The 23,284-nt window shown below is 65.6% G+C and carries 24 protein-coding genes and 1 pseudogene; 11 read left to right on the forward strand and 14 right to left on the reverse strand.

The window, feature by feature from the left end; all coding sequences use genetic code 11:
* Positions 1-50 precede the first annotated feature (50 nt).
* Entirely contained in the window at positions 51-1,454 is a 1,404-nt protein-coding gene (locus BLR75_RS03980) for an MBL fold metallo-hydrolase RNA specificity domain-containing protein (protein ID WP_084310067.1), read from the reverse strand.
* 123 nt (positions 1,455-1,577) lie between these two features.
* Between BLR75_RS03980 and BLR75_RS03985 the strand changes: the two genes are divergently transcribed.
* Positions 1,578-3,983 carry a phosphoketolase family protein gene (locus tag BLR75_RS03985; protein ID WP_084310068.1) on the forward strand — a complete coding sequence of 802 codons (2,406 nt, stop codon included), beginning with the start codon at positions 1,578-1,580 and terminating at the stop codon, positions 3,981-3,983.
* Between the two features lie 45 nt (positions 3,984-4,028).
* On the opposite strand, the gene BLR75_RS03990 is transcribed toward BLR75_RS03985, so the two are convergent.
* Together BLR75_RS03990 and BLR75_RS03995 are read right to left on the reverse strand one after the other, a co-directional pair.
* Positions 4,029-4,241, reverse strand: coding sequence for a DUF3820 family protein (locus BLR75_RS03990; RefSeq protein WP_084310069.1), 213 nt, complete (start codon positions 4,239-4,241; stop codon positions 4,029-4,031).
* A gap of 5 nt (positions 4,242-4,246) precedes the next feature.
* Complete coding sequence (locus tag BLR75_RS03995; RefSeq protein WP_084310070.1) at positions 4,247-4,654, reverse strand: quorum-sensing-regulated virulence factor family protein; 408 nt, start codon at positions 4,652-4,654, stop codon at positions 4,247-4,249.
* A gap of 213 nt (positions 4,655-4,867) precedes the next feature.
* On the opposite strand from BLR75_RS03995, the gene BLR75_RS04000 reads away from it, so the two are divergent.
* Positions 4,868-5,584, forward strand: a complete 717-nt coding sequence (locus tag BLR75_RS04000) for a tRNA-uridine aminocarboxypropyltransferase (protein ID WP_084310071.1) — start codon at positions 4,868-4,870, stop codon at positions 5,582-5,584.
* On the opposite strand, the gene BLR75_RS04005 is transcribed toward BLR75_RS04000, so the two are convergent.
* Positions 5,561-6,472, reverse strand: a complete 912-nt coding sequence (locus tag BLR75_RS04005) for a DMT family transporter (protein ID WP_084310072.1) — start codon at positions 6,470-6,472, stop codon at positions 5,561-5,563. The two genes, BLR75_RS04000 and BLR75_RS04005, sit on opposite strands and share 24 nt — an antisense overlap.
* Positions 6,473-6,670: 198 nt before the next feature.
* Here BLR75_RS04005 and erdR point away from each other — a divergent pair, with 198 nt between their 5' ends.
* Together erdR and BLR75_RS04015 are read left to right on the forward strand one after the other, a co-directional pair.
* A complete protein-coding gene (erdR, locus tag BLR75_RS04010; protein WP_084310073.1) occupies positions 6,671-7,321 on the forward strand; it encodes a response regulator transcription factor ErdR in 651 nt (216 codons plus the stop codon).
* A gap of 82 nt (positions 7,322-7,403) precedes the next feature.
* On the forward strand, positions 7,404-7,775 hold the full coding sequence (locus BLR75_RS04015; protein ID WP_090415985.1) for a diacylglycerol kinase: 372 nt from the start codon (positions 7,404-7,406) through the stop codon (positions 7,773-7,775).
* Positions 7,776-7,972: 197 nt separating this feature from the next.
* On the opposite strand, the gene BLR75_RS04020 is transcribed toward BLR75_RS04015, so the two are convergent.
* Entirely contained in the window at positions 7,973-8,899 is a 927-nt protein-coding gene (locus BLR75_RS04020) for a LysR family transcriptional regulator (RefSeq protein WP_084310074.1), read from the reverse strand.
* 223 nt (positions 8,900-9,122) lie between these two features.
* Between BLR75_RS04020 and fpr the strand changes: the two genes are divergently transcribed.
* Positions 9,123-9,899, forward strand: a complete 777-nt coding sequence (gene fpr, locus BLR75_RS04025; RefSeq protein WP_084310075.1) for a ferredoxin-NADP reductase — start codon at positions 9,123-9,125, stop codon at positions 9,897-9,899.
* A 106-nt stretch (positions 9,900-10,005) separates the two neighbouring features.
* Here fpr and BLR75_RS04030 read toward each other — a convergent pair whose 3' ends face one another.
* Positions 10,006-10,428, reverse strand: coding sequence for a VOC family protein (locus tag BLR75_RS04030; protein WP_084310076.1), 423 nt, complete (start codon positions 10,426-10,428; stop codon positions 10,006-10,008).
* Between the two features lie 60 nt (positions 10,429-10,488).
* On the opposite strand from BLR75_RS04030, the gene BLR75_RS04035 reads away from it, so the two are divergent.
* Positions 10,489-10,791, forward strand: coding sequence for a heme-binding protein (locus BLR75_RS04035; RefSeq protein WP_084310077.1), 303 nt, complete (start codon positions 10,489-10,491; stop codon positions 10,789-10,791).
* Between the two features lie 7 nt (positions 10,792-10,798).
* On the opposite strand, the gene tsaA is transcribed toward BLR75_RS04035, so the two are convergent.
* Complete coding sequence (gene tsaA / locus BLR75_RS04040; RefSeq protein WP_090415986.1) at positions 10,799-11,497, reverse strand: tRNA (N6-threonylcarbamoyladenosine(37)-N6)-methyltransferase TrmO; 699 nt, start codon at positions 11,495-11,497, stop codon at positions 10,799-10,801.
* A gap of 39 nt (positions 11,498-11,536) precedes the next feature.
* Complete coding sequence (locus tag BLR75_RS04045) at positions 11,537-11,908, reverse strand: DUF2784 domain-containing protein (RefSeq protein WP_084310079.1); 372 nt, start codon at positions 11,906-11,908, stop codon at positions 11,537-11,539.
* A gap of 93 nt (positions 11,909-12,001) precedes the next feature.
* Here BLR75_RS04045 and BLR75_RS04050 point away from each other — a divergent pair, with 93 nt between their 5' ends.
* Entirely contained in the window at positions 12,002-12,793 is a 792-nt protein-coding gene (locus BLR75_RS04050) for a helix-turn-helix transcriptional regulator (RefSeq protein ID WP_084310080.1), read from the forward strand.
* A 29-nt stretch (positions 12,794-12,822) separates the two neighbouring features.
* On the opposite strand, the gene BLR75_RS04055 is transcribed toward BLR75_RS04050, so the two are convergent.
* The 4 genes from BLR75_RS04055 to BLR75_RS26290 all read right to left on the reverse strand — a co-directional run bounded on the left by BLR75_RS04055 (position 12,823) and on the right by BLR75_RS26290 (position 16,676).
* Entirely contained in the window at positions 12,823-14,052 is a 1,230-nt protein-coding gene (locus BLR75_RS04055) for an acyl-CoA dehydrogenase family protein (protein ID WP_084310081.1), read from the reverse strand.
* Positions 14,053-14,087: 35 nt separating this feature from the next.
* The gene (locus BLR75_RS04060) at positions 14,088-14,999 is read right to left on the reverse strand and encodes an SMP-30/gluconolactonase/LRE family protein (protein WP_084310082.1); all 912 of its coding nucleotides are present in this window, start codon (positions 14,997-14,999) and stop codon (positions 14,088-14,090) included.
* A gap of 270 nt (positions 15,000-15,269) precedes the next feature.
* A complete protein-coding gene (locus tag BLR75_RS04065) occupies positions 15,270-15,731 on the reverse strand; it encodes a YehS family protein (RefSeq protein WP_084310083.1) in 462 nt (153 codons plus the stop codon).
* A gap of 369 nt (positions 15,732-16,100) precedes the next feature.
* Positions 16,101-16,676, reverse strand: a complete 576-nt coding sequence (locus BLR75_RS26290) for a hypothetical protein (RefSeq protein ID WP_139206988.1) — start codon at positions 16,674-16,676, stop codon at positions 16,101-16,103.
* A gap of 207 nt (positions 16,677-16,883) precedes the next feature.
* On the opposite strand from BLR75_RS26290, the pseudogene BLR75_RS26925 reads away from it, so the two are divergent.
* Positions 16,884-17,119, forward strand: a pseudogene (locus tag BLR75_RS26925) (phage integrase N-terminal SAM-like domain-containing protein).
* Positions 17,120-17,337: 218 nt separating this feature from the next.
* Here BLR75_RS26925 and rimO read toward each other — a convergent pair.
* A complete protein-coding gene (gene rimO / locus BLR75_RS04075) occupies positions 17,338-18,660 on the reverse strand; it encodes a 30S ribosomal protein S12 methylthiotransferase RimO (RefSeq protein ID WP_084310084.1) in 1,323 nt (440 codons plus the stop codon).
* A 223-nt stretch (positions 18,661-18,883) separates the two neighbouring features.
* Between rimO and BLR75_RS04080 the strand changes: the two genes are divergently transcribed.
* The gene (locus tag BLR75_RS04080) at positions 18,884-20,794 is read left to right on the forward strand and encodes a potassium transporter Kup (protein ID WP_084310085.1); all 1,911 of its coding nucleotides are present in this window, start codon (positions 18,884-18,886) and stop codon (positions 20,792-20,794) included.
* Between the two features lie 145 nt (positions 20,795-20,939).
* Here the strand turns inward: BLR75_RS04080 and BLR75_RS04085 are convergent, their stop codons facing one another.
* Entirely contained in the window at positions 20,940-21,149 is a 210-nt protein-coding gene (locus BLR75_RS04085) for a DUF6316 family protein (RefSeq protein ID WP_084310086.1), read from the reverse strand.
* Between the two features lie 258 nt (positions 21,150-21,407).
* Between BLR75_RS04085 and BLR75_RS04090 the strand changes: the two genes are divergently transcribed.
* Both BLR75_RS04090 and BLR75_RS04095 read left to right on the forward strand, forming a co-directional pair.
* Entirely contained in the window at positions 21,408-22,046 is a 639-nt protein-coding gene (locus tag BLR75_RS04090; protein WP_084310087.1) for a peroxiredoxin, read from the forward strand.
* A 172-nt stretch (positions 22,047-22,218) separates the two neighbouring features.
* Positions 22,219-23,184 carry a sulfonate ABC transporter substrate-binding protein gene (locus BLR75_RS04095; RefSeq protein WP_084310088.1) on the forward strand — a complete coding sequence of 322 codons (966 nt, stop codon included), beginning with the start codon at positions 22,219-22,221 and terminating at the stop codon, positions 23,182-23,184.
* Positions 23,185-23,284 lie beyond the last annotated feature (100 nt).

A 23,284-nucleotide genomic window follows, 5' to 3' on the forward strand; every position in this document is an offset into this window, starting at 1 on the left:
CGGTCACGCCAGTCTGACATGGCGAATGTGACAGTCAGTGAGACCCCCTGTCAGATGGCAATGCGGTCCCCCGGTTCCGGAATGTTGGCGCGCCAGCTGAGGCGATCGAGGATGGCGGCCTGCAGGGTGTCCATCTTTTCTCGCTCGCCATGTATCAGGTATAGCTCGGGTTTCTGCTCGAAGTGTCCAACCCACTGAATTAATTGCGATTGTCCTGCGTGTGCGGAGAATCCGCCGAGGGTGTGGACCTTCGCCCGCACGGCGATGCGCTGGCGCAGGATGCGCACGGTGTCCGCGCCGTCGACTATCGCGCGCCCCAGGGTGCCCCTGGCCTGGAAGCCCGGGAACACCAGGTGGCACTCCTTGCGCCAGAGGTTGTGCTTGAGGTGGTGGACGATGCGCCCGCCGGTGCACATGCCGCTGCCGGCGATGATGATGGCGCCGCTTTCGATGCGGTTGATGGCCATGGATTCGTCCGGGCTCTGGGTGACGCGCAGGGGCGGCAGCCATTCGCCGATGCGCGCGGTGCCGGTGCCGCGGATGTACTCGCGGTCCGTATCGGAGAACTCATTGGAATGCTGCAGGTAGATCTCGTTGGCCCGGCTGGCCATCGGGCTGTCGAGGAAAACCATCTTCTGCGGCAGGCGTCCCTCCTGGTAGAAGCGGCCGAGGTAGAAGAGCAGGTCCTGGGTGCGGCCGACGGCGAAGGCGGGAATCAGCACGTTGCCGCCATCCTTGTGGGCCTGTTCGAGGATGCCGGCCAGTTCCTCCAGCGTGTCGTTGTTGTCGCGGTGGTCGCGGTCGCCGTAGGTCGATTCGAGCAGCACCACGTCCGCGCGCGACAGCGGCGTCGGCGTGCGCATCAGCGGCGAGCAGGTATTGCCGAGGTCGCCGGAGAACACCATGCGGCGGGTCAGGCCCTGTTCGTGGATTTCCAGTTCGACGATGGCCGAGCCAAGGATGTGGCCGGCGTTGTGGAAGGTCACGCGGATGCCCTTGGCGACCTCGATGGTGCTGCCGTAGCTGACCGGGCGGCGCTGCTTGAGCGCCGCGGCGGTGTCCTCGACCGTATACAGCGGCGTGACCGGCGGGCGGCCGAGGCGCGCGCGCCAGCGGCTTTCCCATTCCGCATCCTTTTCCTGGATGTTCGCCGAATCCATCAGCATCAGTTCGAGCAGGTCGCAGGTCGACTGGGTGGCATAGATCGGGCCCCGGTAACCCTGGCTGGCCAGGCGCGGCAGTAGTCCGCTGTGGTCAAGGTGGGCGTGGGAAAGCACCACTGCGTCCAGGCTGGTGGGATCGAACGGGAACTTCGCCCGGTTGCGTTCCATATCGTTGCGCATCCCCTGGCGCATGCCGCATTCCAGCAAAACCCGGACGCCCTCGCGGGTTTCCAGCAGATAACAGGAGCCGGTGACTTCCTGGATTGCGCCGATGAAAGTGAGCAGGGCCATGATGCCTCCTTGTTCAGACAGGTCTTCAGCCTCGCGTACTGGGGCGGGAATGGCCTTGATACATATCACCGCCCCTCTGTCCGGGGCGCCTAGACTTTCTCTATACCCCGAGGAGAGTCCAGGATGTCCCAGATATTGCCCAGTCCGGAGGAGCTGGCCGCCCATGCGGCCGCCGAACCGGCATTCGCGGAATGGTCGCGTGGCCGCGGTCCGCTTCAGCATAGTCCGGCGACCCAGGCGGCAGTCTTCCGCATGGCCCACCAACTGGTCCAGGGCGGCCAGCAGTGCGATCTCGCGTCCGTCTATCGGCTGCTGCAGGCGCTGGACCGGCTGACCTGCGCCGGCATGTGGCTGGTCGTGCACATGACCTATGCCTGGCGCGTGCGTCTCGATGGAACCCCGCTGCAGGCGGCGGATTTCAAGGAAAGCCCGGAAGGCCATACCGGCGGTGCGCTGAACATGGTGCCGGCCTACGCCGGCTACCTGGCACTGAACGCGCTGAGCCGCAGCACCCGCGGCTGGCTGATGGGCCAGGGTCACTGCGTGGCGGCGATCGATGCGCTGAACGTGCTGACCGGCAACCTGCATCCGGAACAGGCGCAGGCCTACGCCGGCGGCGAGGCCGGGCTGAGCCGGCTGGCGCAGGACTTCTACAGCTACGCCCAGGCCGCCGACGGCAGCGTCGCCGTGCCGCTGGGCAGCCACGTCAATCCGCACACCGCCGGCGGCATCGCCGAGGGCGGCTACCTGGGCTTCGCCGAACTGCAGTACGCGCACATGCCGCTGCCCGGCGAGACCCTGGTCGCCTTCCTCTCCGATGGCGCCGCCGAGGAGCAGCGCGGCAGCGACTGGATACCGCGCTGGTGGCGTTCGGAAGACAGCGGCGTCGCACTGCCGGTGATGATCGCCAACGGCCGACGCATCGAGCAGCGTACCGAGCTGGGTACCCACGAAGGGCTGGAGGGATTCAAGCAGCACCTGCGGCGTTGCGGCTTCGACCCGCTGACCTTCGACGGCCGCGACCCGGCCGCCTTCGTCTGCGCGCTGTGGGAAATGGAGCAGCGCCTGCAGCACCGCGTGGGCGAGAAGGACCGCGGCATCCTCGAATATCCGTTGCCGATCCCCTACGGCATCGCGGAAACGGTCAAGGGCTTCGGTTTCTACGGCGCCGGCAGCAACGCCGCGCACAACCTGCCGCTGCCGGGCAGCCCGGCGACGGACGCGCATGCGCTGGAGCTGTTCAACCAGCATGCGGCGCAGCTGTGGGTCGCGGAGGACGAGTTGGCCGCCGCCTGCGCGCTGTTCGCCGGCGCGCGCCAGGGCCGCCTGCTGGAGCGCGACAATCCGCTCGCCGTGCGGCGTCCCATCGAGCCGTCGATACCCGAGCTGAAATACCGCGGCGACATCTGTTCGCCGATGGCGGCGCTGGACCGCTTCTTCGTCGACCTGTGCGCGGCCAACCCCGACCTGCGCGCGCGGGTGGGCAATCCGGACGAGCTGGCCAGCAACCGCCTGGGCGGCGTGCTGAAGGCGCTGAAGCACCGGGTCTGCTCGCCGGAGAGCGAACTCGAAGCGGTGGACGGACGGATCATCACCGCGCTGAACGAGGAAGCGGTGGTCTCCGCCTGCCTGGCCAACCAGGGCGGGATCAACCTGGTCGCCAGCTACGAGGCGTTCTGCGTGAAGATGCTCGGCGCGGTGCGGCAGACGCTGATCTTCGCCCGCCAGCAGAAGGAGGCCGGGCGCCCGGCGGGCTGGCTCGGCTGGCCGCTGGTGGCCACCTCGCACACCTGGGAGAACGGCAAGAACCAGCAGTCGCACCAGGACACCACCTTCTGCGAGGCCCTGCTCGGCGAGATGAGCGACATGGTGCGGGTGCTGTTCCCGGCCGACCACAACAGCGTCCTGGCGCTGCTGCCGGACATCTACCGCAGCCGCGGCCAACTGGCCTGCATGGTGATCCCCAAGCGCGAGCGGCCGGTGGTCTTCGACCAGGCCCAGGCCGAACAGCTGGCGCGGGACGGGGCCATCGTGCTGGAAGAGCGTCCCGGCAACCAGCCGCTGCTGCTGATCGCCAACGGCAGCTACCAGCTCGCCGAGATGCGCCGCGCCGCCGCACGGCTGGAGGAGGGCGGCTATCCCTACCGGCTGGTCTACCTGCAGGAACCGGGACGCTTCCGCGCGCCGCGCGACAACTGGGAGCTGAAGACGGTCGCCGACGAGGCGCTGATGGCGCGCCTGTTCCCCGACAGCCATGCGCGGCGGGTGCTGCTGACCCACATGCGCCCCGAGGTGGCGCGCGGGCATCTCTGGCCGATCCTGCCGGATGCGCTGAAGACCTCGGTGCTGGGCTATCGCAACCGCGGCGGCACGCTGGACGAGGCGGGCATGCTGTTCGCCAACCGCGCCTGCTGGGCGGATGTGCTGGCGGCCTGCGCGCGCCTGCTGGACGTGCCGCGCAGTGCATTGCTGACGGCCGAGGAGGCGGCCGCGGTGGGCGGCAAGGGCGATCCGCGGGCGCTGCGCTGAAGGTGTGAAGATGGATGCCGGGCTCCGCTCGGGGCCCGGCGCTGGTCAGCGTTTCAGCGGCTTGATCAGGCCATCCAGGCCGTCGATCTTCAGTTCCAGGGTGAGCTGCATCAGTCGCCCCAGCTCACCCGGCGGAAAGCCCTTCTTGTAGAACCACAGCAGATACTCTTCCGGCAGGTCCACCAGCATCCGCCCCTGGTACTTGCCGAAGGGCATCGGCGTGCGGGCGATCCTGAGCAGGTGTTCCTTCTCCAGCATCGGCGTCATTTCTGCAGCTTGATCTTGCAGCTGCCGGCGTCGAAGCGTTCGGTGGCGACCGGGCGGTTGGTCTTGTACTCGGTGAAGCTGTAGGTGAGGATCGCGCCGCGGGCGAGCAGCTGGCGGTAGCCGGTGTTGCTGCAGACGCTGTCGCCCAGTTGGCTGCGCACGCTGTCGGGGTTTTCGCGCATGCGTTCGGCGTGGCTGGCGCGGACGCTGAGGTGGTTGATCAACTGGTTGCCGTCCACCGTGTAACCCTGGTCGAGGATGTCCTCGTTGATCGCGCGCGGGGTGCCCTCGCTGCTTTCCTTGGCGACCTTGTTCAGCGTCTCGCTCAGCTCGTAGTCCTTCAGCGATGCGCCATGGGCGGCGGGGAGAACGAGGCAGAGTGCGAGGGCGGTGAGGCGCAGCATGGGAATCTCCTGGGGGAATGGTGCGGGTTCGACCAGCGGTCACGAACTAGGTTCGCCGGCGAGCGCCGCGTATTGTCGCCTGAAACCGCCGCCATGCCGAGCGCCGATTCGGCGGAGCCGGCATGGCGGCCTCTGGTACAATTCGAGGCTCGCTTTCCTGCCCCCGTTCGAGCCTTCGATGTTCCCGATCCATTCCACCCGCATGGTCCGGCCATGAGCCACGCCGTTGCCCGCCTGCGCGCCGAGCGCCTGGCCCGCTGCCTGAAACCCTTCTACGCCCGCGGTTCGCGGTCGCCGCGCTGCCCCGGCTGCCGGCTGCGGCCGAACTACTGCATGTGCGCCTGGCGCCCGCGGGTGCAGACGGATTCGGCGATGTGCCTGGTGATGTTCGATACCGAGCCGCTGAAGCCGAGCAACACCGGCTGGCTGATCGCCGAGACCGTGCCCGACACCTGGGCCTTCGGCTGGTCGCGCATCGAGGTCGATCCGGCGCTGCTAGCGCTGCTCGACGATCCGCAGTGGCAGCCCTACGTGGTGTTCCCCGGCGAGTTCGTGGCGCCGGAGCGCGTGGTGCAGAGCGTCGAGCCGCAGCCCGGCAAGCGTCCGCTGTTCATCCTGCTCGACGCCACCTGGACCGAGGCGCGCAAGATGTTCCGCAAGAGTCCCTATCTGGAGCGCTTCCCGGTGCTCAGCCTGACGCCGGAGCAGCTGTCGCGCTACCGCCTGCGCCGCTCCAAGCGCGACGATCACCTGTGCACCGCCGAAGTGGCCGCGCTGTGCCTCGGCCTGGCTGGCGACCAGCGCGCGGCGGACGCGCTGGATGCCTATCTGGATGTGTTCAGCGAACGCTATCTCGGCTCCAAGGGCCAGCAGCCGCTGGACGAGCAGAGCCCGGCGCACCAGTCCCTACGGCCGTTCCTCGGCGAGTGACGGCTGCGGCGCCTTGAGCGCCGGCTTCTGCGGCCACAGCTGCGCCACCAGCATGCCGGCGAGCATCAGCGCGCAGCCCAGGTAGCCGCGCAGGTGCAGGCTTTCGTCGAGGAACAGCGCGCCGGCGATGGCGGCGAACACCGCCTCCAGGGAAAGGATGATCGCCGCGTGGGAGGCGATGGCGTGCTTCTGCGCCACGACCTGCAGGGTATAGCCGATGCCCACCGCCACCAGGCCGCCGTAGAGCAGGGCGGGACCGGCCTGCATGATGGCGTCCAGGTGAATCTCCTCGAAGATCACCGCCATGATCAGGCTGAATACGCCGCAGACGACGAACTGCAGGAAGGACAGGCGGATCGGGTCGTAGCGGCTGGCGAAGAAGCCCACCAGCAGCACGTGCACGCCCCAGACGAAGGCGCCGGCCAGTTGCAGCCAGTCGCCCGAGGCGACGTGGAAGTTCTCGCCGACGCTGAGCAGGAACATGCCGACCACCGCCAGGCAGGCGCCCAGCCAGGTGCCGAGGCCGGTGCGGTGGCCGAGCGCCAGGCCGAGCAGCGGCACGATGATCACGTACAGGCCGGTGATGAAGCCGGAGTTGGTCACGCTGGTGAACAGCAGGCCGACCTGCTGCAGGTTGATGCCGATGGTCAGCGCCGTGCCCAGGGCCACGCCGCCCAGCAGCAGGCCGCGGTTGAAGGGCTGCGGAGCCGTGGCGCCGCGGCGCAAGACCAGCGGCAGCAGGACCAGGGCGCCGATGCAGAAGCGCAGGCCGGAGAACAGGAACGGGCCGATCGCGTCCATGCCCACGCGCTGGGCCACGAATGCCGCTCCCCAGATCATCGCGGTGATCAGCATCAGGATGTCGGCGCGCAGGGCTTGGGTTTTCATGGAAGTCTCGCGGAAAAAAAGCGCAACTTTGCCGCAACGGTCAGAATTTGGAAAGCCGCCGGGCGGCGTTCCCCGCCGATTCCCGGCAGACGTTCATTGTCGACTTTGCGTACAATGCGCCACCAGTGTTCCTACCCCTCAGTGCTGGCTAAGCTGTCATCCATGGCTTGGCCGGAGTGCACCCACCAAGGACATGACATGGCATCCTACGAGATCCTCATCGCTGACGATCACCCGTTGTTCCGCAGTGCCCTGCAACAGGCCCTGACCCTCGGGCTCGGACCCGACGCACGTCTGGTGGAGGCGGCGAGCATCGCGGAGCTGGAGGCCAGGCTCAACGAGAAGGCCGACTGGGATCTGGTCCTGCTCGACCTGAACATGCCCGGCGCCTACGGCTTCTCCGGGCTGGTGCTGCTGCGCGGGCAGTATCCGCAGATTCCGGTAGTGATGATCTCGGCCCAGGAGGACGCCGCCGTGGTGCAGCGTTCGCGGGAGTTCGGCGCCAGCGGTTTCATTCCCAAGTCCAGCGACTTGACCACCCTGCAGCAGGCGGTGCGTGCCGTGCTCGACGGCGACGTCTGGTGGCCGCCGCAGGCCGATGCGGTGACCGAGCTGAGCGAGGAGGCGCGCGCCGCCAGCGCCGGCCTGTCGAGCCTGACGCCGCAGCAGTTCCGCGTGCTGACCATGGTCTGCGAAGGCCTGCTGAACAAGCAGATCGCCTACGAGCTGAGCGTCTCCGAGGCCACCGTGAAGGCCCACGTCACGGCGATCTTCCGCAAGCTCGGCGTGCGCACCCGCACCCAGGCCGCGCTGCTGCTGCAGCAGATGGAATCGGTGCCGGGCGCCTGATTCACATTCTGTCGCGGTCTCCCGGCTTCATTTTCGACGCGCCTGGTTTAGAGTGCGTCGTCCTTCCAGCAGAGAACCCCTCGTGTCGACCTCTCCATTCAAAGGCCGCACCGGCCTGAAGCGCATCTTCAATGCCGCCGGCTACTCCATGGCCGGCTTCGTCTCCGCCTTCCGCGGCGAGGCCGCGTTCCGCCAACTGGTGCTGCTGAACGTGGTGCTGATCCCGCTGGCCTTCTTCGCCGACGTGACCCGCGGCGAGCGCGCGCTGATGATCGGCGTGTGCCTGCTGGCGCTGATCGTCGAGCTGTTCAACTCGGCCATCGAGGCGGTGGTCGACCGCATCTCCCTCGAACGCCACCCGCTGTCGAAGAACGCCAAGGACATGGGCAGCGCCGCCCAGTTCGTGGCGCTGACGCTGATCACCGCGGTGTGGGGCGTGATCCTGCTGGGTTGAGTCCGCCCGTTCGTCTACGGCGTCTGACGTCGCTCGGCCGTACCTGTAGGAGCCAGCTTGCTGGCGATCCCGGACTTACCGGCAACCACCGAGCAGTCGGTCGAGATGGATGATCGCCAGCAAGCTGGCTCCTACACAAAGCGGCAGCGCTTGGTCGCGGGGTGGAAATCGCCAAGTATTTCCCCCATCCATGCCACTCAGGGAATCAACGGCAGCACGATCTCGTCGCTGCGGCTGATCCCGGCGGTTTCGCAGCGGCACAGGTCGAGGAACTCGCGCATGGCGCTGGTCTGGTACTTCTGCTTGTGCCAGATGAAATAGAACTGTCGGCGCAGGTCCAGCTCCGGGGTTTCCACCGGCACCAGGCTGCCGCGGCGGAAGGCGTCGCGCAGGGCCAGGCGCGAGATGCAGCCGATGCCGAGGCCCGACTCCACCGCGCGCTTGATCGCTTCCGTGTGTTCCAGCTCCAGGCGGATATTCAGTGGTTCGCGGTGATGGCGCATGGCCTGGTCGAAGGTCAGCCGCGTGCCAGACCCCTGTTCGCGGAGAATCCAGGCTTCCTCGCTGAGCCGGCCGATATCCGCCCTGCCGGTCCGGGCCAGCGGATGCTGCGGCGCGCAGAACACCACCAGTTCGTCTTCCATCCAGGACTGCACTTCTATATCCGGATGCTGGCAATCGCCTTCGATCAGTCCGAGGTCCAGTTCGTAGTGGGCGACCTGCTGCACCACGTGGGCGGTGTTGTGCACGTGCAGGCGCACCCGGCAGTCCGGCTGGCGCTGCATGAAGCGGCCGATCAGCAGGGTGGCCAGGTAGTTGCCGATGGTCAGGGTGGCGCCGAGGTCCAGTGAGCCGAAGGTGCTCTTGCCGTTGAGCAGGTTCTCGATTTCCCCGCCGCGGTCGAGCAGCGCCACAGCCTGGGGCAGCAACTGGCGGCCGAGGGCGTTGAGGGTGAGGCGCTTGCCGGCGCGGTCGAACAGCCGGCAGTCGAACTGCCGCTCCAGTTCGCCGAGCGAGGTGCTGGTGGCCGACTGCGACATCGACAGCGCCTCGGCGGCGCGGGAGACGCTTTCCTGCTGGGCCACCGCGACGAACACTTCCAGTTGGCGCAGGGTGAATTTCATGGCGGAGGCTCCGACAGAGAGGGGCGCGACATTCCGTCGCTAGGGTGAAAAGGGAACTGCCGATACCCTTTTGCGCGCGACAGCGGCGCCCTTATCTGCGTTTTGGATTAGCAATATCCAGATAATTTATTTTGCGGATATTGTCGCCGCCTATAAAATGTCGCGCAATCGCGCCACGTCCGGGTTTCGCTGGGGTGCGCCACGTATTCTGTAGGAGACCTTGATGAGCAACCTGTACACCGAGCGCGTTCTCAGCGTGCACCACTGGAACGACACTCTCTTCAGCTTCAAGACCACCCGCAACCCGGGGCTGCGCTTCAAGACCGGTCAGTTCGTGATGATCGGCCTGGAAGTCAACGGTCGTCCGCTGATGCGCGCGTACAGCATTGCCAGCCCGAACTACGAAGAGCACCTGGAGTTCTTCAGCATCAAGGTTCCGGACGGCCCGCTGACCTCGCGCCTGCAGCACCTGAAGGAAGGCGACGAGCTGATGGTCAGCCGCAAGCCCACCGGCACCCTGGTCCTCGACGACCTCAAGCCGGGCAAGAACCTCTACCTGCTCAGCACCGGCACCGGCATGGCGCCGTTCCTCAGCGTGATCCAGGACCCGGAAGTCTACGAGAAGTTCGAGAAGGTCATCCTGGTCCACGGCGTGCGCTGGGTCAGCGAGCTGGCCTACGCCGACTTCATCACCAAGGTCCTGCCGGAGCACGAGTTCTTCGGCGACATGGTCCGCGAGAAGCTGATCTACTACCCGCTGGTCACCCGTGAAGAGTTCCGCAACATGGGCCGCCAGACCGACCTGATGCGCAGCGGCAAGCTGTTCGCCGACATCGGCCTGCCGCCGATGAACCCGCAGGACGACCGCGCCATGATCTGCGGCAGCCCGAGCATGCTGGACGAGACCAGCGCCGTGCTGGACGGCTTCGGCCTGCAGATTTCCCCGCGCATGGGCGAGCCGGGCGACTACCTGATCGAGCGCGCCTTCGTCGAGAAGTAAGCCGAGCTGATCGGTCGAAAAACGCCGCGATTCCCCTGGGAGCGCGGCGTTTTTTTATGAGCCGAATTTCTGCCTGGTGCCTGGCTCCCTCGGTCCTACATGTGCTTCAAGCCAGGCGCTGGCCGGATACCGCCGGGTGGTACAGCGGCTGCACCTTGTTCCCCGCCGGGTCGAGCAGGTGGAAGCTGTGCGCGCCGTCGCCATGGGCGAACGGGCGGTCGAGCAGGGTCACGCCCAGCGCCTTCAGGTACTCGTACCAGGCGTGCAGTTCCTCCACGCTGTCGACGATGAAGCCATAGTGGTCCATGGTCTGCAGGCCGTTGCTCGCGGCGGCGCCGCGACCGAGGGAGAGGTTGTCGTTGCCGCAGGTGAGGTAGACCAGGTCCTCGTTGGCGCGGTTGAGCACCTGCATGCCCAGTACGTCGACGTAGAAGCGCTCGCACTCTTCCAGGTTCGGCACCAGCAGGGCCAGGTGGCGCAGGCCGTTCAGGCGGCTGGGACGGGCAGGGCGGTCGGTGAGATCGGACATGAGACTGATTCCTTTTTTGTATACAATATTTCTTTAAATCTAAGACAAAAGGAATCGCCTGTGTACTGCATATTTATCAGGACCCGCCTCAAGCCCGGCTGCGCCGATGCCTTCATCGAGGCGATCAAGCCCAACGCCGCCGCCTCCGTGGAGACCGAGCCCGGTTGCCTGGTGTTCGACGTTTCCCGCGACCGGGTCGATCCGGACGTGGTGTATCTCTACGAGATCTACCGCGATGACGAGGCCTACGAGGCGCACACCCGCACCGCGCATTTCCGCGACAGCCGGCCGCTGGTGGAGCCGCTGATCCTCGAACAGGAAGTCTTCGAGAGCGATGCGCTGGCGTTGAACCCGCTGCGCTGAGGCGTTTTCAGTCGTCGCCGCGCTGGATGTCCAGCACGCGGATCAGGCCGGGGCGTGGATAGTGCCAGTGCACGTCCACATCCCACAGCCGGGCGCCGTAGCGGCGTTCCGGAGTGGGCACCTGATAGGCCGGGCGCGGGTCCTGGGCCAGGCACTGTTCGATCAGCTCGACCACCGGTTCGCCGAGGCGCAGGCCGTGTTCACGGGCCTGGGTGAGGGCGGTGTCCGTCCACTCCACGGGAATCGGCGCCGGAGGCGCCTCGGCGATCGCGTTGCTGGCGCCGGGCACGGCGTCGGCGTAGGGCACGTAGGGCTTGATATCCAGCACCGGCGTGGCGTCCAGCAGGTCGATACCGGACAGCCACAGGCGCCCCGGCTCGACCTTCTCCAGCTTCACCACCGACTGGCCGATGCCATTGGGCCGGTGCGTCGCGCGGGTGGCGAATACCCCCATCGAACGATTGCCACCCAGCCGTGGCGGACGCACCTTCAGTCGCGGCTTGTCTTCCAGCGCCTGGTGGAAGAGGAAGATCAGCCACACGTGGCTGACCTGCTCCAGGCCCTCGACCGCTTCCGGCTGGTCGAAGGGCGGCAGCAGTTCCAGCACGCCGCGGGCGGCCGGAGCCAGTTGCGGCTGGCGCGGGATGGCGAATTTCTCCTTGAAGCAGGAGCGGACGTAACCGATGGGGCTGACGGAATGGGACATGCTGGCCGGCGCTGAAGACGAGGCGGCCATGTTAGCCGATCAGGGCGCGGGACGCCGCCGGCGCAACAGCAGCCAGCCGTAGAGCGCGCCGTTGAACAGCACGACGATCAGGCCGAACGCCAGTTGCATGCCGTCGGTGAGGTTGCCGGGATAGATCAGCGGGAGCAGGTAATGCTCGATGAATCCACCGGCATAGCCTTCCGCCCCGGCCCGCCGGCGCAGTTGGTTTTCCAGCGGCGTGAGCGGGCAGATGCCATGGGAGAACTCGATGTACGCGCCCCAGGCCGCGGCCGGCAGGTGCAGCCAGGCCAGGCGCGGCCAGCGCAGCAGCAGGAAGGCGCCGAGCATGACGAAGAGGATGAAGGCCAGGTGCAGGAGCAGGGTGGCGCTGGCGGCGAGGTGGTAGAGCACGCTGGGCTCCTCGGCGGATGCGGATCCTGTGCGGATTATCGCTCCCGCCCGGCCCGATCCGGATAGAACAAGAAGAAACGGAGGACACAGACAATGACCACGCAGCTTTCCGGGCCGCCGGCTTCGGTGGAGATGATCGGACGGATCATCGAGGCGTCGGTCCAGGCGCGGACCAGCCGTTCGCTGGACGTGGCGCTGGATGGCCTGCTCGATGTCGGACGCATCATCGGCCTGCCCAACCCCACCTTCATCGACAACGTCGTTCACGAGCGTCACCACGAGGAGCTGCATGCCTGCCTCGGCCTGCCGCGGGAGATGCTGCGCTGGTGGCGGGCCGAGACGATCAACGCCAAGCAGCGTGACGTGCTGCGCACCCGCCAGGAGCGCATGCCATTCGTCAGCACTCTGCTCGATGGTACGGACGCCGACCTGAGCCCGCTGGATCGCTCGCTGCGCGAGGTCCACCGCCAGTACGGCATCGCCTCGAACATCATCGTGCCGGTGCACCTGCCCGGCGGCGTCACCTCGCTGGTGGGCTGGACGAGCACCGAAGCCGGCGCCGCCTGGCAGGTGAGCGAGGGCACCTACGGTGCGCTGCTGGCGGTGGCGTACTCCTTCATCGACACCCTCGAAGCGCACAAGGGCAGCCCGTGCAGCGCACCGGCCCGCGAGCGGCTGAGCAACCGCGAGCGGGAGTGCCTGCGCCATGTCGCCGCCGGCTACAGCATGAAGGAGGTGGCGAAGGCGCTGGCACTGTCGCCCTACACCGTGCGCGAGTACCTCGGCAACGCCTCGCGCCGCCTCGGTGCGCGGAGCCTGCCGCAGTTGGTCTCGCTGGCCTGGCAGCGCGGCGAGATCGACGGCGATCTCCCGGTGGGCGGATAACCCACCCGGTCGACCGCCGCCCGGGAGCATTAGCGGTACTTGTCGAACTCGAAGCGCGCCAGGGTGCGGTTGTGCACCTCGTCCGGGCCGTCGGCTATGCGGACGGTGCGGGTCACCGCGTAGAGATGGGCGAGATGGGTGTCCTGGCAGACCCCGGCGCCACCGAAGGCCTGGATCGCGTCATCGATGATCCGGCAGGCCATGCGCGGCGCGGCGACCTTGATCATGGCGATCTCCGCGCGCGCCACCTGGTTGCCGTTGCGGTCCATCATGTCGGCGGCCTTCAGGCACAGCAGGCGATTCATCTCGATGTCGATGCGCGCCTCGGCGATGCGCTGTTGCCAGATGGACTGCTCGGACAGCCGGCGGCCGAAGGCGACGCGGCTGAGCAGGCGCCTGCTCATCAGTTCCAGCGCCCGTTCGGCGACGCCCACCACGCGCATGCAGTGGTGGATGCGGCCCGGCCCGAGGCGGCCCTGGGCGATCTCGAAGCCGCGTCCCTCGCCGAGCAGCAGGTTACCCACCGGCACCCGTACGTCCTTCAGGATCACCTCGCCGTGGCCGCGCGGCGCATGGTCGTAGCCGAACACCTTGAGCATGCGGGTGACCGTCACGCCGGGGCTGTCCATCGGCACCAGGATCATCGACTGCTGGCGGTACGCCGAGGCGTTCGGATCGGTCTTGCCCATCACGATGGCGACCGCGCAGCGCGGGTCGCCGACCCCGCTCGACCACCACTTGCGGCCATTGATCACGTAGTGGTCGCCGTCGCGGACGATGCTGGTCTCGATGTTGGTGGCGTCCGAGGAGGCCACCTCCGGCTCGGTCATCAGGAACGCCGAGCGGATCTCGCCGTTCATCAGCGGCGTCAGCCAGCGCCGCTGTTGCTCGGCGCTGCCGTAGCGCAGCAGCACCTCCATGTTGCCGCTGTCCGGCGCCGAGCAGTTGAACAGCTCGGGCGACCAGGACACCTTGCCCGTTTCCTCGGCGACCAGCGCGTATTCGAGATTGCTCAGCCCGGGGCCTTCGAAGTGGTATTCGTTCACCTTGCTGCCGTGGGACGGCGGCATGAACAGGTTCCACAAGCCGGCCTCGCGCGCCTTGCGCTTGAGTTCCTCGACCACTGGTATGGTCTTCCAGCGGTCGCCCTCGTCGACTTCCGCTTCGTAGCGGTGCTCGGCGGGGTAGACGTGTTCCTGCATGAAGGCGGCGACGCGGTCGCGCCAGTGGGTCTGTGTTGCGGAGAGAGAGAAATCCATCGCTGTGCTTCCGTGATGTCAGGTTGGGGCGGGCTTCAGGCGTAGTGGGCGAGGCGCAGCCCCGGGCGTTCCCAGCGGGTGCGGACCAGCTTGCCGGTGGTCGACAGGGTGATCCACGCATCGCGCATGTCCGCGCCGCCGAAGCAGATGTTGGTGGTGATGACGTCCGGGAAAGCGAAGTGCTCGACGGCGCCGGTCGCCGGGTCGATCGAGGCGATGCCGTGGTTTTCCACCAGCGCGGCGACGCAGACGCGCCCGTCGGCGGTCACCGCCAGCGAATCGAGCCACTGGCGGCCCGGGAACGAGGCGACCACCCGTCCGGGCGCGGGCCAGGCCGGTGCCGCTTCGCCGGCGCCGGTGAGGTCGAAGGCGAGCACCACGCGCTCGCTGGTCAGGGCGACGTAGAGGGTCCTGCCATCCGGGGAGAGGCCGCAGCCATTCGGTCGCAGCAGCCCGCGCGCCAGGGCGCGGATCGAGGAACCGTCGGCCCTGGCGTAGAACACGCCGCCGACATCCACCTCGTGCTCGCGGCTCTTGCCGCAGTCGGTGAAGTAGAAGCCGCCCTGGTCGTCGAACACCAGGTCGTTCGGCCCCTTCAGCGGAATGCCGTCGCAGTTGTCGTAGAGGCGTTCGATGCGGCCGGTCTCCAGGTCGACCACCTCGATGCGGCCGCCGGAGTAACCGGCCGGCTGGCGCCCCGGGAACAGCAGGCCGTCGTGCTCGGTCCAGGCGAAACCGCCGTTGTTGCAGACGTAGACGCGCCCGTCGGGGCCGATCGCCGCACCGTTCGGGCCGCCGCCGAGTTCGGCGACGGTCTCCTTGCTGCCGTCCGGCAGGACGCGGGTCAGCCGCCCGGCCTCGATCTCGACGACGATGACCGAGCCGTCCTCCATCCAGATGGGGCCTTCGGGGAAGCGCAGGCCTTCCGCGACGATTTCATAGTCCATTTCTTGTTCTCCAGGTGATGACTCAGGCGTCGTAGGTCAGCGTGGCGTCGAAGCAGTGGATCGCCACGGTTGCAGGGGGGAGGGCATGCATGGATGTCTCTCCTGGCGAAGCGGCACGGGAGGACTCTATGAAGCGGCGGACGGCCTCAACAATCCCTGCAAAATGAGGGATTGTGCAGCGGCCAGAAACGCGAAAGCCCCGCGGGGCGGGGCTTTCGATAGGGGTTCAGTCGCCGGTGGACATCGTAGTGGCTACCGGCCTCGCTGCCGTCAACTGCGCAAGCGCTGGGTCAGCCCCTTGAGGAAGTTGCGCAGCAACTGGTCGCCGCAGGTGCGGTAGTTGCTGTGACCGGGCTTGCGGAACAGCGCACTCAGCTCGGGCTTGGATACCGGAAAGCCTGCGTCATCGAGAATTGCGTGCAGGTCTTCTTCCTTCAGCTCGAACGCCACGCGCAGCTTTTTCAGGACAATGTTGTTGGTCATCGGCAGTTCGATGGGCGGCGTCGGACGGCTCTCGTCGCGGCCACGACGGTGGACGATCAGACCATCGAGAAAGTGCGCGAGGACATCGTCGCCGCAAGGGCGGAAGTCCGCTTCGTCATCGCGCTTGAGGAAGGCGACGGCATCCTGCTTGTCGATCTCCATTCCCCCCAGGCGAGTGATGTCGGCGATGCCGGCGTCGCTGATATCGAGCATGTAGCGCACGCTGCGCAGTACATCGTTGTTGATCATCGTGTTTTCCTCGGAAGGATGGCGCAGCGCCCGGTGCGGGAGTGACGCTCCCGCCACGGAAAGAGAAAGCCCCGCGCTTGGCGGGGCATCCGGTGAATGATATCAGCTCGGTCCTCGATCGCAGCACTCGGCGAGGGGGCGAAGACAGCATGCGGGTTCCAGGTGCCGCAATGGGGCGAGCGAACTATCCAAACAGAATTGTCTTGGGGGCAGTTCGAAACACTCCTGGCCGATTCGCCGTTGCCGGGCCTTGTCGGGAATGCATTTTGGTAGTGCCTGGGCAGATGACTTTCGCCGATGCTGAGCGTCTGGTTAAGGGGCGGGCTTTAGCCCGTCCCAGCGAACGAAGTGAGCGATTTGAGCGTATTGTTAGGTTGCCTCTTCGATAAGTTGGATCTGGCTGAACCACGGCTCTTGTTGCAAGGGGTACTTAGACAGTACGGAGTTGTACTTGAATCCTAACTCCCCTCCGAAATGCTCAGCAATAGTCTTTGAGGCTTCAACTCCTGAGAATAGCGCTGATCGTGCCATTTCCAAGGAGGTTAGTGCTGAGCTTTTATGTATGGTGGCATTGCGCCGATCTTTTAGTCTGTGCGCGGACTTTAGTGGTTCTTGTGTTAGGTCAAAAGGATAACCGGTTAAAATTTCTGGCCATGTTTTGAATGCATGCCAGAAGCTTGCCTTTTCAAGTGATCTTTCTATTTCGATAAATTGAGTTTTACTCTGTTTAATCACGGATTTTACGCACTGGAAGAATATTATTTCAACAAGCTGATGTGCGGCTAGCAGCACCATTTGAGAAAGAGGGCCATGATGTACCTCGGCTTGGTACTGAAAAGCTGGTAGCTCATTTTTTAATAACCAATGTGCCCCAATGTATGTTTCCGACCACGCATCTAGATTTAGCCAGCCTGAAGTGGTTGTGTTATTGATATTCTTGGCCATGGCAGCTACCTAACTATAAATAGACACCAACTGGTGTAATAACGCTTTCACAGGTCTGGTGGATAACCTTCCTGCCGTCTTGTCCATCGCCGCGTGGCTCGGCCATCGTAGTGGTTGGATGACTGCGTAAGGGAGTTATGCACCATGGATGGAAAGCCCAGGTTGCTCGATCAGGTTCGCGAGCAGATACGTTTGAAACACTACTCGATGCGTACGGAGCGAGTCTATTGCGAATGGGTGAAGCGTTTCATCCGTTTTCATGGCTACCGCCACTCGTTGGAGATGGGGCGGCGGAGGTTGAAGCATTTCTTTCCGATCTTGCCGGACGCGGCAATGTTTCTGCTTCCACGCAGAACCAGGCGCTCGCCGCGTTGCTGTTTCTCTATGAGCAGGTCCTCAAGCTGGACCTGCCCTGGCTCGGTGAAGTTGTCCGGGCCAAGTAGCCTGCTCGCTTACCGGTGGTATTGAGCATCACCGAAGTACCTCATTTGCATGGGGAACTATGGTTTATTGCGAGTTTGTTGTATGGCTCGGTTGATGGAGGCAATGCGTTTGCGGGTCAAGGATGTGGATGATGTCGCAAGAAAAAGCCCTGCACGTCGGCAGGGCTTTTGGGGCTGGGGGCCGGGCAGTCGAAGCGCGGCAGGTCCGAGTCGGGGGCTTAGGCCAGCTCAGCCCACAGATCGTACTCGTCGGCGTCGGTAATGCGCACACGCACCTTGTCGCCCGGCTTCACGTCAAAGGTGTCGACGTAGACGGCGCCGTCGATTTCCGGGGCGTCGGCCCAGGAGCGGCCGACCGCGCCTTCGTCGTCCACTTCGTCGATCAGCACGTCGATTTCCTTGCCGATCTTCAGCTGCAGGCGCGCGGCGGAAATCGCCTGCTGGTGCGCCATGAAGCGTTCCCAGCGGTCCTGCTTGACGTCGTCCGGCACCGGCTCCAGGCCCAGGTCGTTGGCCGGGGCGCCTTCCACCGGGGAGTACTGGAAGCAGCCGACGCGGTCGAGCTGGGCTTCGGTCAGCCAGTCGAGCAGGTACTGGAAGTCTTCCTCGGTCTCGCCGGGGAAGCCGACGATGAAGGTGGAGCGGATGGTCAGCTCCGGGCAGATCTCGCGCCACTTCTTGATGCGGGCGAGGGTCTTGTCCTCGAAGGCCGGGCGCTTCATGGACTTCAGCACTTTCGGGCTGGCGTGCTGGAAGGGGATGTCCAGGTAGGGCAGCAGCTTGCCTTCGGCCATCAGCGGGATCACGTCGTCGACGTTCGGGTACGGGTAGACGTAGTGCAGGCGCACCCACACGCCCATGCCCGACAGCGCCTGGCACAGCTCCAGCATGCGGGTCTTGACCGGCTGGCCGTCCCAGAAGTCGAGCTTGTACTTGAGGTCGACGCCGTAGGCGCTGGTGTCCTGGGAGATCACCAGCAGTTCCTTGACGCCGGCCTTGACCAGGCGCTGGGCCTCGCTGAGGACGTCGCCGACCGGGCGGCTGACCAGCTTGCCGCGCATCGACGGGATGATGCAGAAGCTGCAGCTGTGGTTGCAGCCTTCGGAAATCTTCAGGTAGGCGTAGTGGCGCGGGGTGAGCTTGATGCCCTGCGGCGGCACCAGGTCGATCAGCGGGTTGTGCTCGGCCTTCGGCGGGACGACTTCGTGAACGGCGCTGACCACCTGCTCGTACTGCTGCGGGCCGGTCACGGCCAGCACGCTCGGGTGCACGTCGCGGATGCTGTTCTCGGATACGCCCATGCAACCGGTGACGATCACCTTGCCGTTCTCGGCGATGGCCTCGCCGATGGCGTCCAGCGATTCGGCCTTGGCGCTGTCGATGAAGCCGCAGGTGTTGACCACCACGACATCGGCATCCTCGTAGGTCGGCACGATCTCGTAACCTTCCATGCGCAGCTGGGTGAGGATGCGTTCGGAATCTACCGTGGCTTTCGGACAACCAAGGGATACGAACCCGACTTTGGGCGTTGCGGTGGACATGGGTGGCTAACCTCTAAGGGCGCGCTGGCGGCGCCTCTGATCAAAAAGTGCGCAATTCTACCGGCAGGCCGCGTGCTTGACCAGTCTCCCGTGGACGAACGTGCACGCCGGTAATTGGCGGAAACTCCCTCTATAGTGATTGCTGGGAGCGCAGGGCGGCTCTTGCATCGACAGGACTGCCGGAGCAGGATGCGCCGAATTTTTCCGGGGGGAAGCACAGCAAATGTCCGATGCAGCGGCCGGTTCTGCCGAGAACCATGAGGAACACCAGCATCATTCTTCGGCAGTCGGGTTGATCGTGGCGGCGACCGGGGTGGTCTACGGCGATATCGGCACCAGTCCGCTGTACACCCTCAAGGAAGTGTTCAACGGCGGCTACGGGGTGTCGCTCAGCCACGACGGCATCCTCGGCGTGCTGTCGCTGATCTTCTGGTCGCTGATCTGGGTGGTGTCGCTGAAGTACGTGCTGTTCGTCCTGCGCGCCGACAACGAAGGCGAGGGCGGGGTGATGGCGCTGACCACCCTGGCGCTGCGCGCCGCGCTGCCCTATCCGAAGCTGCGCGCGGTGCTGGTGATCTTCGGCCTGATCGGCGCCGCGCTGTTCTACGGCGACAGCATGATCACCCCGGCGATCTCGGTGCTCTCGGCGATCGAGGGCCTGGACATCGCCTTCGAAGGCATCGGCCACTGGGTGGTGCCGCTGGCGCTGATCGTGCTGGTCGCCCTGTTCCTCATCCAGAAGCACGGCACCGCGCGCATCGGCAGGCTGTTCGGGCCGGTGATGGTGGTGTGGTTCCTGGCCCTCGGCGCGCTCGGCCTGTACGGCATCTGGCAGCACCCGGAAGTGCTCAGGGCGACCAATCCGGCCTGGGCGGTGAATTTCTTCATCGCCCACCCGGGCGTCGGCGTGGCGATTCTCGGCGCCGTGGTGCTGGCGCTGACCGGCGCCGAGGCGCTGTATGCCGACATGGGCCACTTCGGCCGCAAGCCGATCGCCCGCGCCTGGTTCATCCTGATCCTGCCGTCGCTGGTGCTGAACTACTTCGGCCAGGGCGCGGCGATCCTGTTCGACCCGGAAGCCGCGCGCAACCCGTTCTACCTGCTGGCGCCGGGCTGGGCACTGCTGCCGCTGGTGGGACTGGCCACCGCCGCCACGGTGATCGCCTCCCAGGCGGTGATTTCCGGCGCCTTCTCCCTGACCCAGCAGGCCATCCAGCTCGGCTACGTGCCGCGCATGTTCATCCAGCACACCTCGCACCACGAGCAGGGGCAGATCTACATCGCCGGGGTGAACTGGGCGCTGATGGTGGCGGTGGTGCTGCTGGTGATCGGCTTCGAATCCTCCGGCGCGCTGGCTTCGGCCTACGGCGTGGCGGTGACCGGCACCATGCTCTGCACCACGGTGCTGCTCAGCGTGGTGATGCTGCTGCTGTGGCGCTGGTCGCCGCTGGTGGCGGTGCCGCTGATGCTCAGCTTCCTGCTGGTGGACAGCCTGTTCTTCGCCGCCAACCTGCCGAAGGTGCTGCAGGGCGGGGTGTTCCCGGTGATCGCCGGGACCGTCCTGTTCATCCTGATGACCACCTGGAAGCGCGGCCGGCAGCTGCTGATGGACCGCCTCGACGAAAGCGCGCTGCCGCTGCAGCTGTTCATCGCCAGCCTGCGCGCCGACCCGCCGCACCGGGTCAAGGGCACCGCGGTCTTCCTCACCGCTCGTGAGGACGTGGTGCCCCATGCGCTGCTGCACAACCTGCTGCACAACCAGGTGCTGCACGAGCAGGTGGTGCTGCTCACCGTGGTCAGCGAGGACACCCCGCGGGTGCCGCCGGACCGGCGTTTCGAGGTGAGCGCCTATGGCGATGGCTTCTTCCGGGTGATCCTGCATTTCGGCTTCGTCGAGGAGCCGGACGTGCCGGGGGCGCTGAAGCTCTGCCACCTGAGCGACCTGGACTTCAGCCAGATGCGTACCACCTACTTCCTCAGCCGGGAGACGGTGATCCCGTCGAAACGCATCGGCATGGCGCGCTGGCGGGAGGGGCTGTTCGCCTTCCTGCTGAAGAATGCCAACGGCAACCTGAGGTATTTCAACCTGCCGCTGAACCGGGTGATCGAGCTGGGGACGCAGGTGGAGATCTGAGGGATGGGCCGCTTTTCGTAGGAGCCGGGGTTCGCGAGCGAGCTCGCTCCTGCAGGTCCGGCGCGCGTTCGGGGCGCCGCAAATGCCGCAAATAAAGAAAGGCCCCGACCAATCGGACCGGGGCTTTTCTTTTCATCTTACGCCGCTAGCGCAGGCTCCGCGCGTAGATTCCCGCCGCCTGCTGCATCCTGTCGATGTACTGCTGCACTTCGCGTTCGGCATCGAAACGGGTGTAGAACGGGCCTTCCAGAGTCCCTTCGCGGGTGGTGAAGAAATACTGGCCATTGACCGAGCAGATGCGGTCGCTTCGGTAGTAGTGGCGCGGTTCGGTATCGCTCGCCCGTTTCCCAAACATGAGGACCACTCCCCCACAAGAGGGTGCATATACCCAAAGTCTAAGTCGTGCGCCTTGCACGGCAGGAGCCATTCGACGAACGGCGGCAAGCTGTATCAGCGCTGAAACAGCCGGGACGAACCAAAACCCTTCGCTATGCTGAGAGCGCACCCTGGCTGAGTTATTTGGATTTTGGTTATAAGAAAATCTAAATTTATTCTTTTTAATAAGAAAAAGCCTTGTGCATAGTTAGCCCACCACGAACAAGGAGTGCTACCCATGAGCCTGAGACTCGGCGACATCGCCCCCGATTTCGAACAGGATTCCAGCGAAGGCCGCATTCGCTTCCACGAATGGCTCGGCGACAGCTGGGGCGTGCTGTTCTCCCATCCGGCGGACTTCACCCCGGTATGCACCACCGAACTCGGCCTGACCGCCAAGCTCAAGGGCGAATTCGCCCAGCGCGGCGTGAAGGTGCTGGCGCTGTCGGTGGACCCGGTGGCATCCCACGTGAAGTGGATCGATGACATCAACGAGACCCAGGACACCCAGGTCAACTTCCCGATCATCGCCGACGCCGACCGCAAGGTTTCCGAGCTGTACGACCTGATCCACCCGAACGCCAACGACACTCTCACCGTGCGTTCGCTGTTCATCATCGATCCGAACAGGAAGGTGCGCCTGATCATCACCTATCCGGCGAGCACCGGGCGCAACTTCAACGAGATCCTGCGGGTGATCGACTCGCTGCAGCTCACCGACAACCACAAGGTCGCCACGCCGGGCAACTGGCAGGACGGCGACGAAGTGGTGATCGTGCCCTCGCTGCAGGACGAGGAGGAAATCCGCCAGCGCTTCCCGAAAGGCTACCGCGCGGTCCGCCCCTATCTGCGCCTGACGCCGCAACCGAACCGCTGATCTTTTCCAGGCCGCCCAGGCGGGCGGCCGATGTTTCCACCACGAGCAGGGTATTCGGCCGGTTCGCCGGCCCATTTTTTCCTGCCCCGCAAACCCACATCTCTGCACCTTACTGGCCGGACAACCGGCGAGCAGGTCGACCACCACGACACTCAATGCAAAGGAGAGCGCCATGCGCACTATCACTTTGCGTCGGAGTCTGGCCGCCCTGTTCGCCGCGGCCATCACTTTCGGCGCCATCACCCAGGCCCAGGCCGAAACCCTGCGGATCGGCTATCAGAAGTACGGCACCCTGGTGCTGCTCAAGGCCCGCGGCACGCTGGAGAAGCGCCTCGCGGACCAGGGCATCAGGGTGCAATGGACCGAATTCCCCGGCGGCCCGCAGCTGCTCGAAGGGCTGAATGTCGGCAGCATCGACTTCGGCGTCACCGGCGAGACCCCGCCGGTGTTCGCCCAGGCCGCCGGCGCCGACCTGCTCTACGTCGCCCACGAGCCGCCGGCGCCGACCAGCGAGGCGATCCTGGTGGGGAAGGATTCGCCGATCAGCTCCGTCGCCGAGCTCAAGGGCAGGAAGGTCGCGCTGAACAAGGGCTCCAACGTGCACTACCTGCTGGTGCGCGCACTGGAGAACGCCGGCCTGAAATACAGCGACATCCAGCCCGTCTACCTGCCGCCGGCCGACGCCCGCGCCGCCTTCGAACGCGGCAGCGTCGACGCCTGGGTGATCTGGGACCCGTACCAGGCCGCCGCCGAGAAGCAGCTGTCGGCCAGGACCCTGATCGACGGCAAGGGGCTGGTCGACAACCACCAGTTCTACCTCGCCACCCGTACCTACGCGCAGAAGCACCCGCAGGTGATCACCACCCTGGTGGACGAAGTGCGCCAGGTCGGCGAGTGGTCGCAGGGCAACCCGCAGCAGGTCACCGACCAGGTCGCTCCGCTGCTCGGCCTGCCGGCGGACATCACCCTCACCGCGGTCAAGCGCCAGGGCTACGGCGCGCAGTTCATCACCCCCGAGGTGGTGCAGGCGCAGCAGAAGATCGCCGACACCTTCACCCAGCTGAAGCTGATTCCCAAGCAACTGAGCATCAGGGATGTGGTGTGGACGCCGCCGGCCAAGGTCGCTACCAGCAACTGAACCGCTTTTCGTAGGAGCGAGGGGGACGCCTAGTCCTTGCTCGCGAACCCGCCCGGCTTCCGAGCTGCCGGGGAATTTGTTCGCGAGCAAGCTCGCTCCT

Source organism: Pseudomonas jinjuensis (genome assembly GCF_900103845.1).
Taxonomy (GTDB): domain Bacteria; phylum Pseudomonadota; class Gammaproteobacteria; order Pseudomonadales; family Pseudomonadaceae; genus Pseudomonas; species Pseudomonas jinjuensis.

What these genes read in the sequence shown, in the direction of transcription:
- BLR75_RS03995 (WP_084310070.1), bottom strand. Translation starts at nt 4,654, where the DNA reads ATGCTGCGCCTCACCGCCCTCGCACTCTGCCTCGTTCTCCCCGCCGCC.
- BLR75_RS04080 (WP_084310085.1), top strand. Translation starts at nt 18,884, where the DNA reads ATGTCCGATGCAGCGGCCGGTTCTGCCGAGAACCATGAGGAACACCAG.
- BLR75_RS04085 (WP_084310086.1), bottom strand. Translation starts at nt 21,149, where the DNA reads ATGTTTGGGAAACGGGCGAGCGATACCGAACCGCGCCACTACTACCGA.
- BLR75_RS04095 (WP_084310088.1), top strand. Translation starts at nt 22,219, where the DNA reads ATGCGCACTATCACTTTGCGTCGGAGTCTGGCCGCCCTGTTCGCCGCG.
- BLR75_RS03980 (WP_084310067.1), bottom strand. Translation starts at nt 1,454, where the DNA reads ATGGCCCTGCTCACTTTCATCGGCGCAATCCAGGAAGTCACCGGCTCC.
- BLR75_RS04050 (WP_084310080.1), top strand. Translation starts at nt 12,002, where the DNA reads ATGACCACGCAGCTTTCCGGGCCGCCGGCTTCGGTGGAGATGATCGGA.
- BLR75_RS04090 (WP_084310087.1), top strand. Translation starts at nt 21,408, where the DNA reads ATGAGCCTGAGACTCGGCGACATCGCCCCCGATTTCGAACAGGATTCC.
- BLR75_RS04030 (WP_084310076.1), bottom strand. Translation starts at nt 10,428, where the DNA reads ATGTCCGATCTCACCGACCGCCCTGCCCGTCCCAGCCGCCTGAACGGC.
- BLR75_RS03990 (WP_084310069.1), bottom strand. Translation starts at nt 4,241, where the DNA reads ATGCTGGAGAAGGAACACCTGCTCAGGATCGCCCGCACGCCGATGCCC.
- BLR75_RS26290 (WP_139206988.1), bottom strand. Translation starts at nt 16,676, where the DNA reads ATGGCCAAGAATATCAATAACACAACCACTTCAGGCTGGCTAAATCTA.
- rimO (WP_084310084.1), bottom strand. Translation starts at nt 18,660, where the DNA reads ATGTCCACCGCAACGCCCAAAGTCGGGTTCGTATCCCTTGGTTGTCCG.
- tsaA (WP_090415986.1), bottom strand. Translation starts at nt 11,497, where the DNA reads ATGTCCCATTCCGTCAGCCCCATCGGTTACGTCCGCTCCTGCTTCAAG.
- fpr (WP_084310075.1), top strand. Translation starts at nt 9,123, where the DNA reads ATGAGCAACCTGTACACCGAGCGCGTTCTCAGCGTGCACCACTGGAAC.
- BLR75_RS04020 (WP_084310074.1), bottom strand. Translation starts at nt 8,899, where the DNA reads ATGAAATTCACCCTGCGCCAACTGGAAGTGTTCGTCGCGGTGGCCCAG.
- BLR75_RS04000 (WP_084310071.1), top strand. Translation starts at nt 4,868, where the DNA reads ATGAGCCACGCCGTTGCCCGCCTGCGCGCCGAGCGCCTGGCCCGCTGC.
- BLR75_RS04005 (WP_084310072.1), bottom strand. Translation starts at nt 6,472, where the DNA reads ATGAAAACCCAAGCCCTGCGCGCCGACATCCTGATGCTGATCACCGCG.
- erdR (WP_084310073.1), top strand. Translation starts at nt 6,671, where the DNA reads ATGGCATCCTACGAGATCCTCATCGCTGACGATCACCCGTTGTTCCGC.
- BLR75_RS04060 (WP_084310082.1), bottom strand. Translation starts at nt 14,999, where the DNA reads ATGGACTATGAAATCGTCGCGGAAGGCCTGCGCTTCCCCGAAGGCCCC.
- BLR75_RS04065 (WP_084310083.1), bottom strand. Translation starts at nt 15,731, where the DNA reads ATGATCAACAACGATGTACTGCGCAGCGTGCGCTACATGCTCGATATC.
- BLR75_RS04055 (WP_084310081.1), bottom strand. Translation starts at nt 14,052, where the DNA reads ATGGATTTCTCTCTCTCCGCAACACAGACCCACTGGCGCGACCGCGTC.
- BLR75_RS03985 (WP_084310068.1), top strand. Translation starts at nt 1,578, where the DNA reads ATGTCCCAGATATTGCCCAGTCCGGAGGAGCTGGCCGCCCATGCGGCC.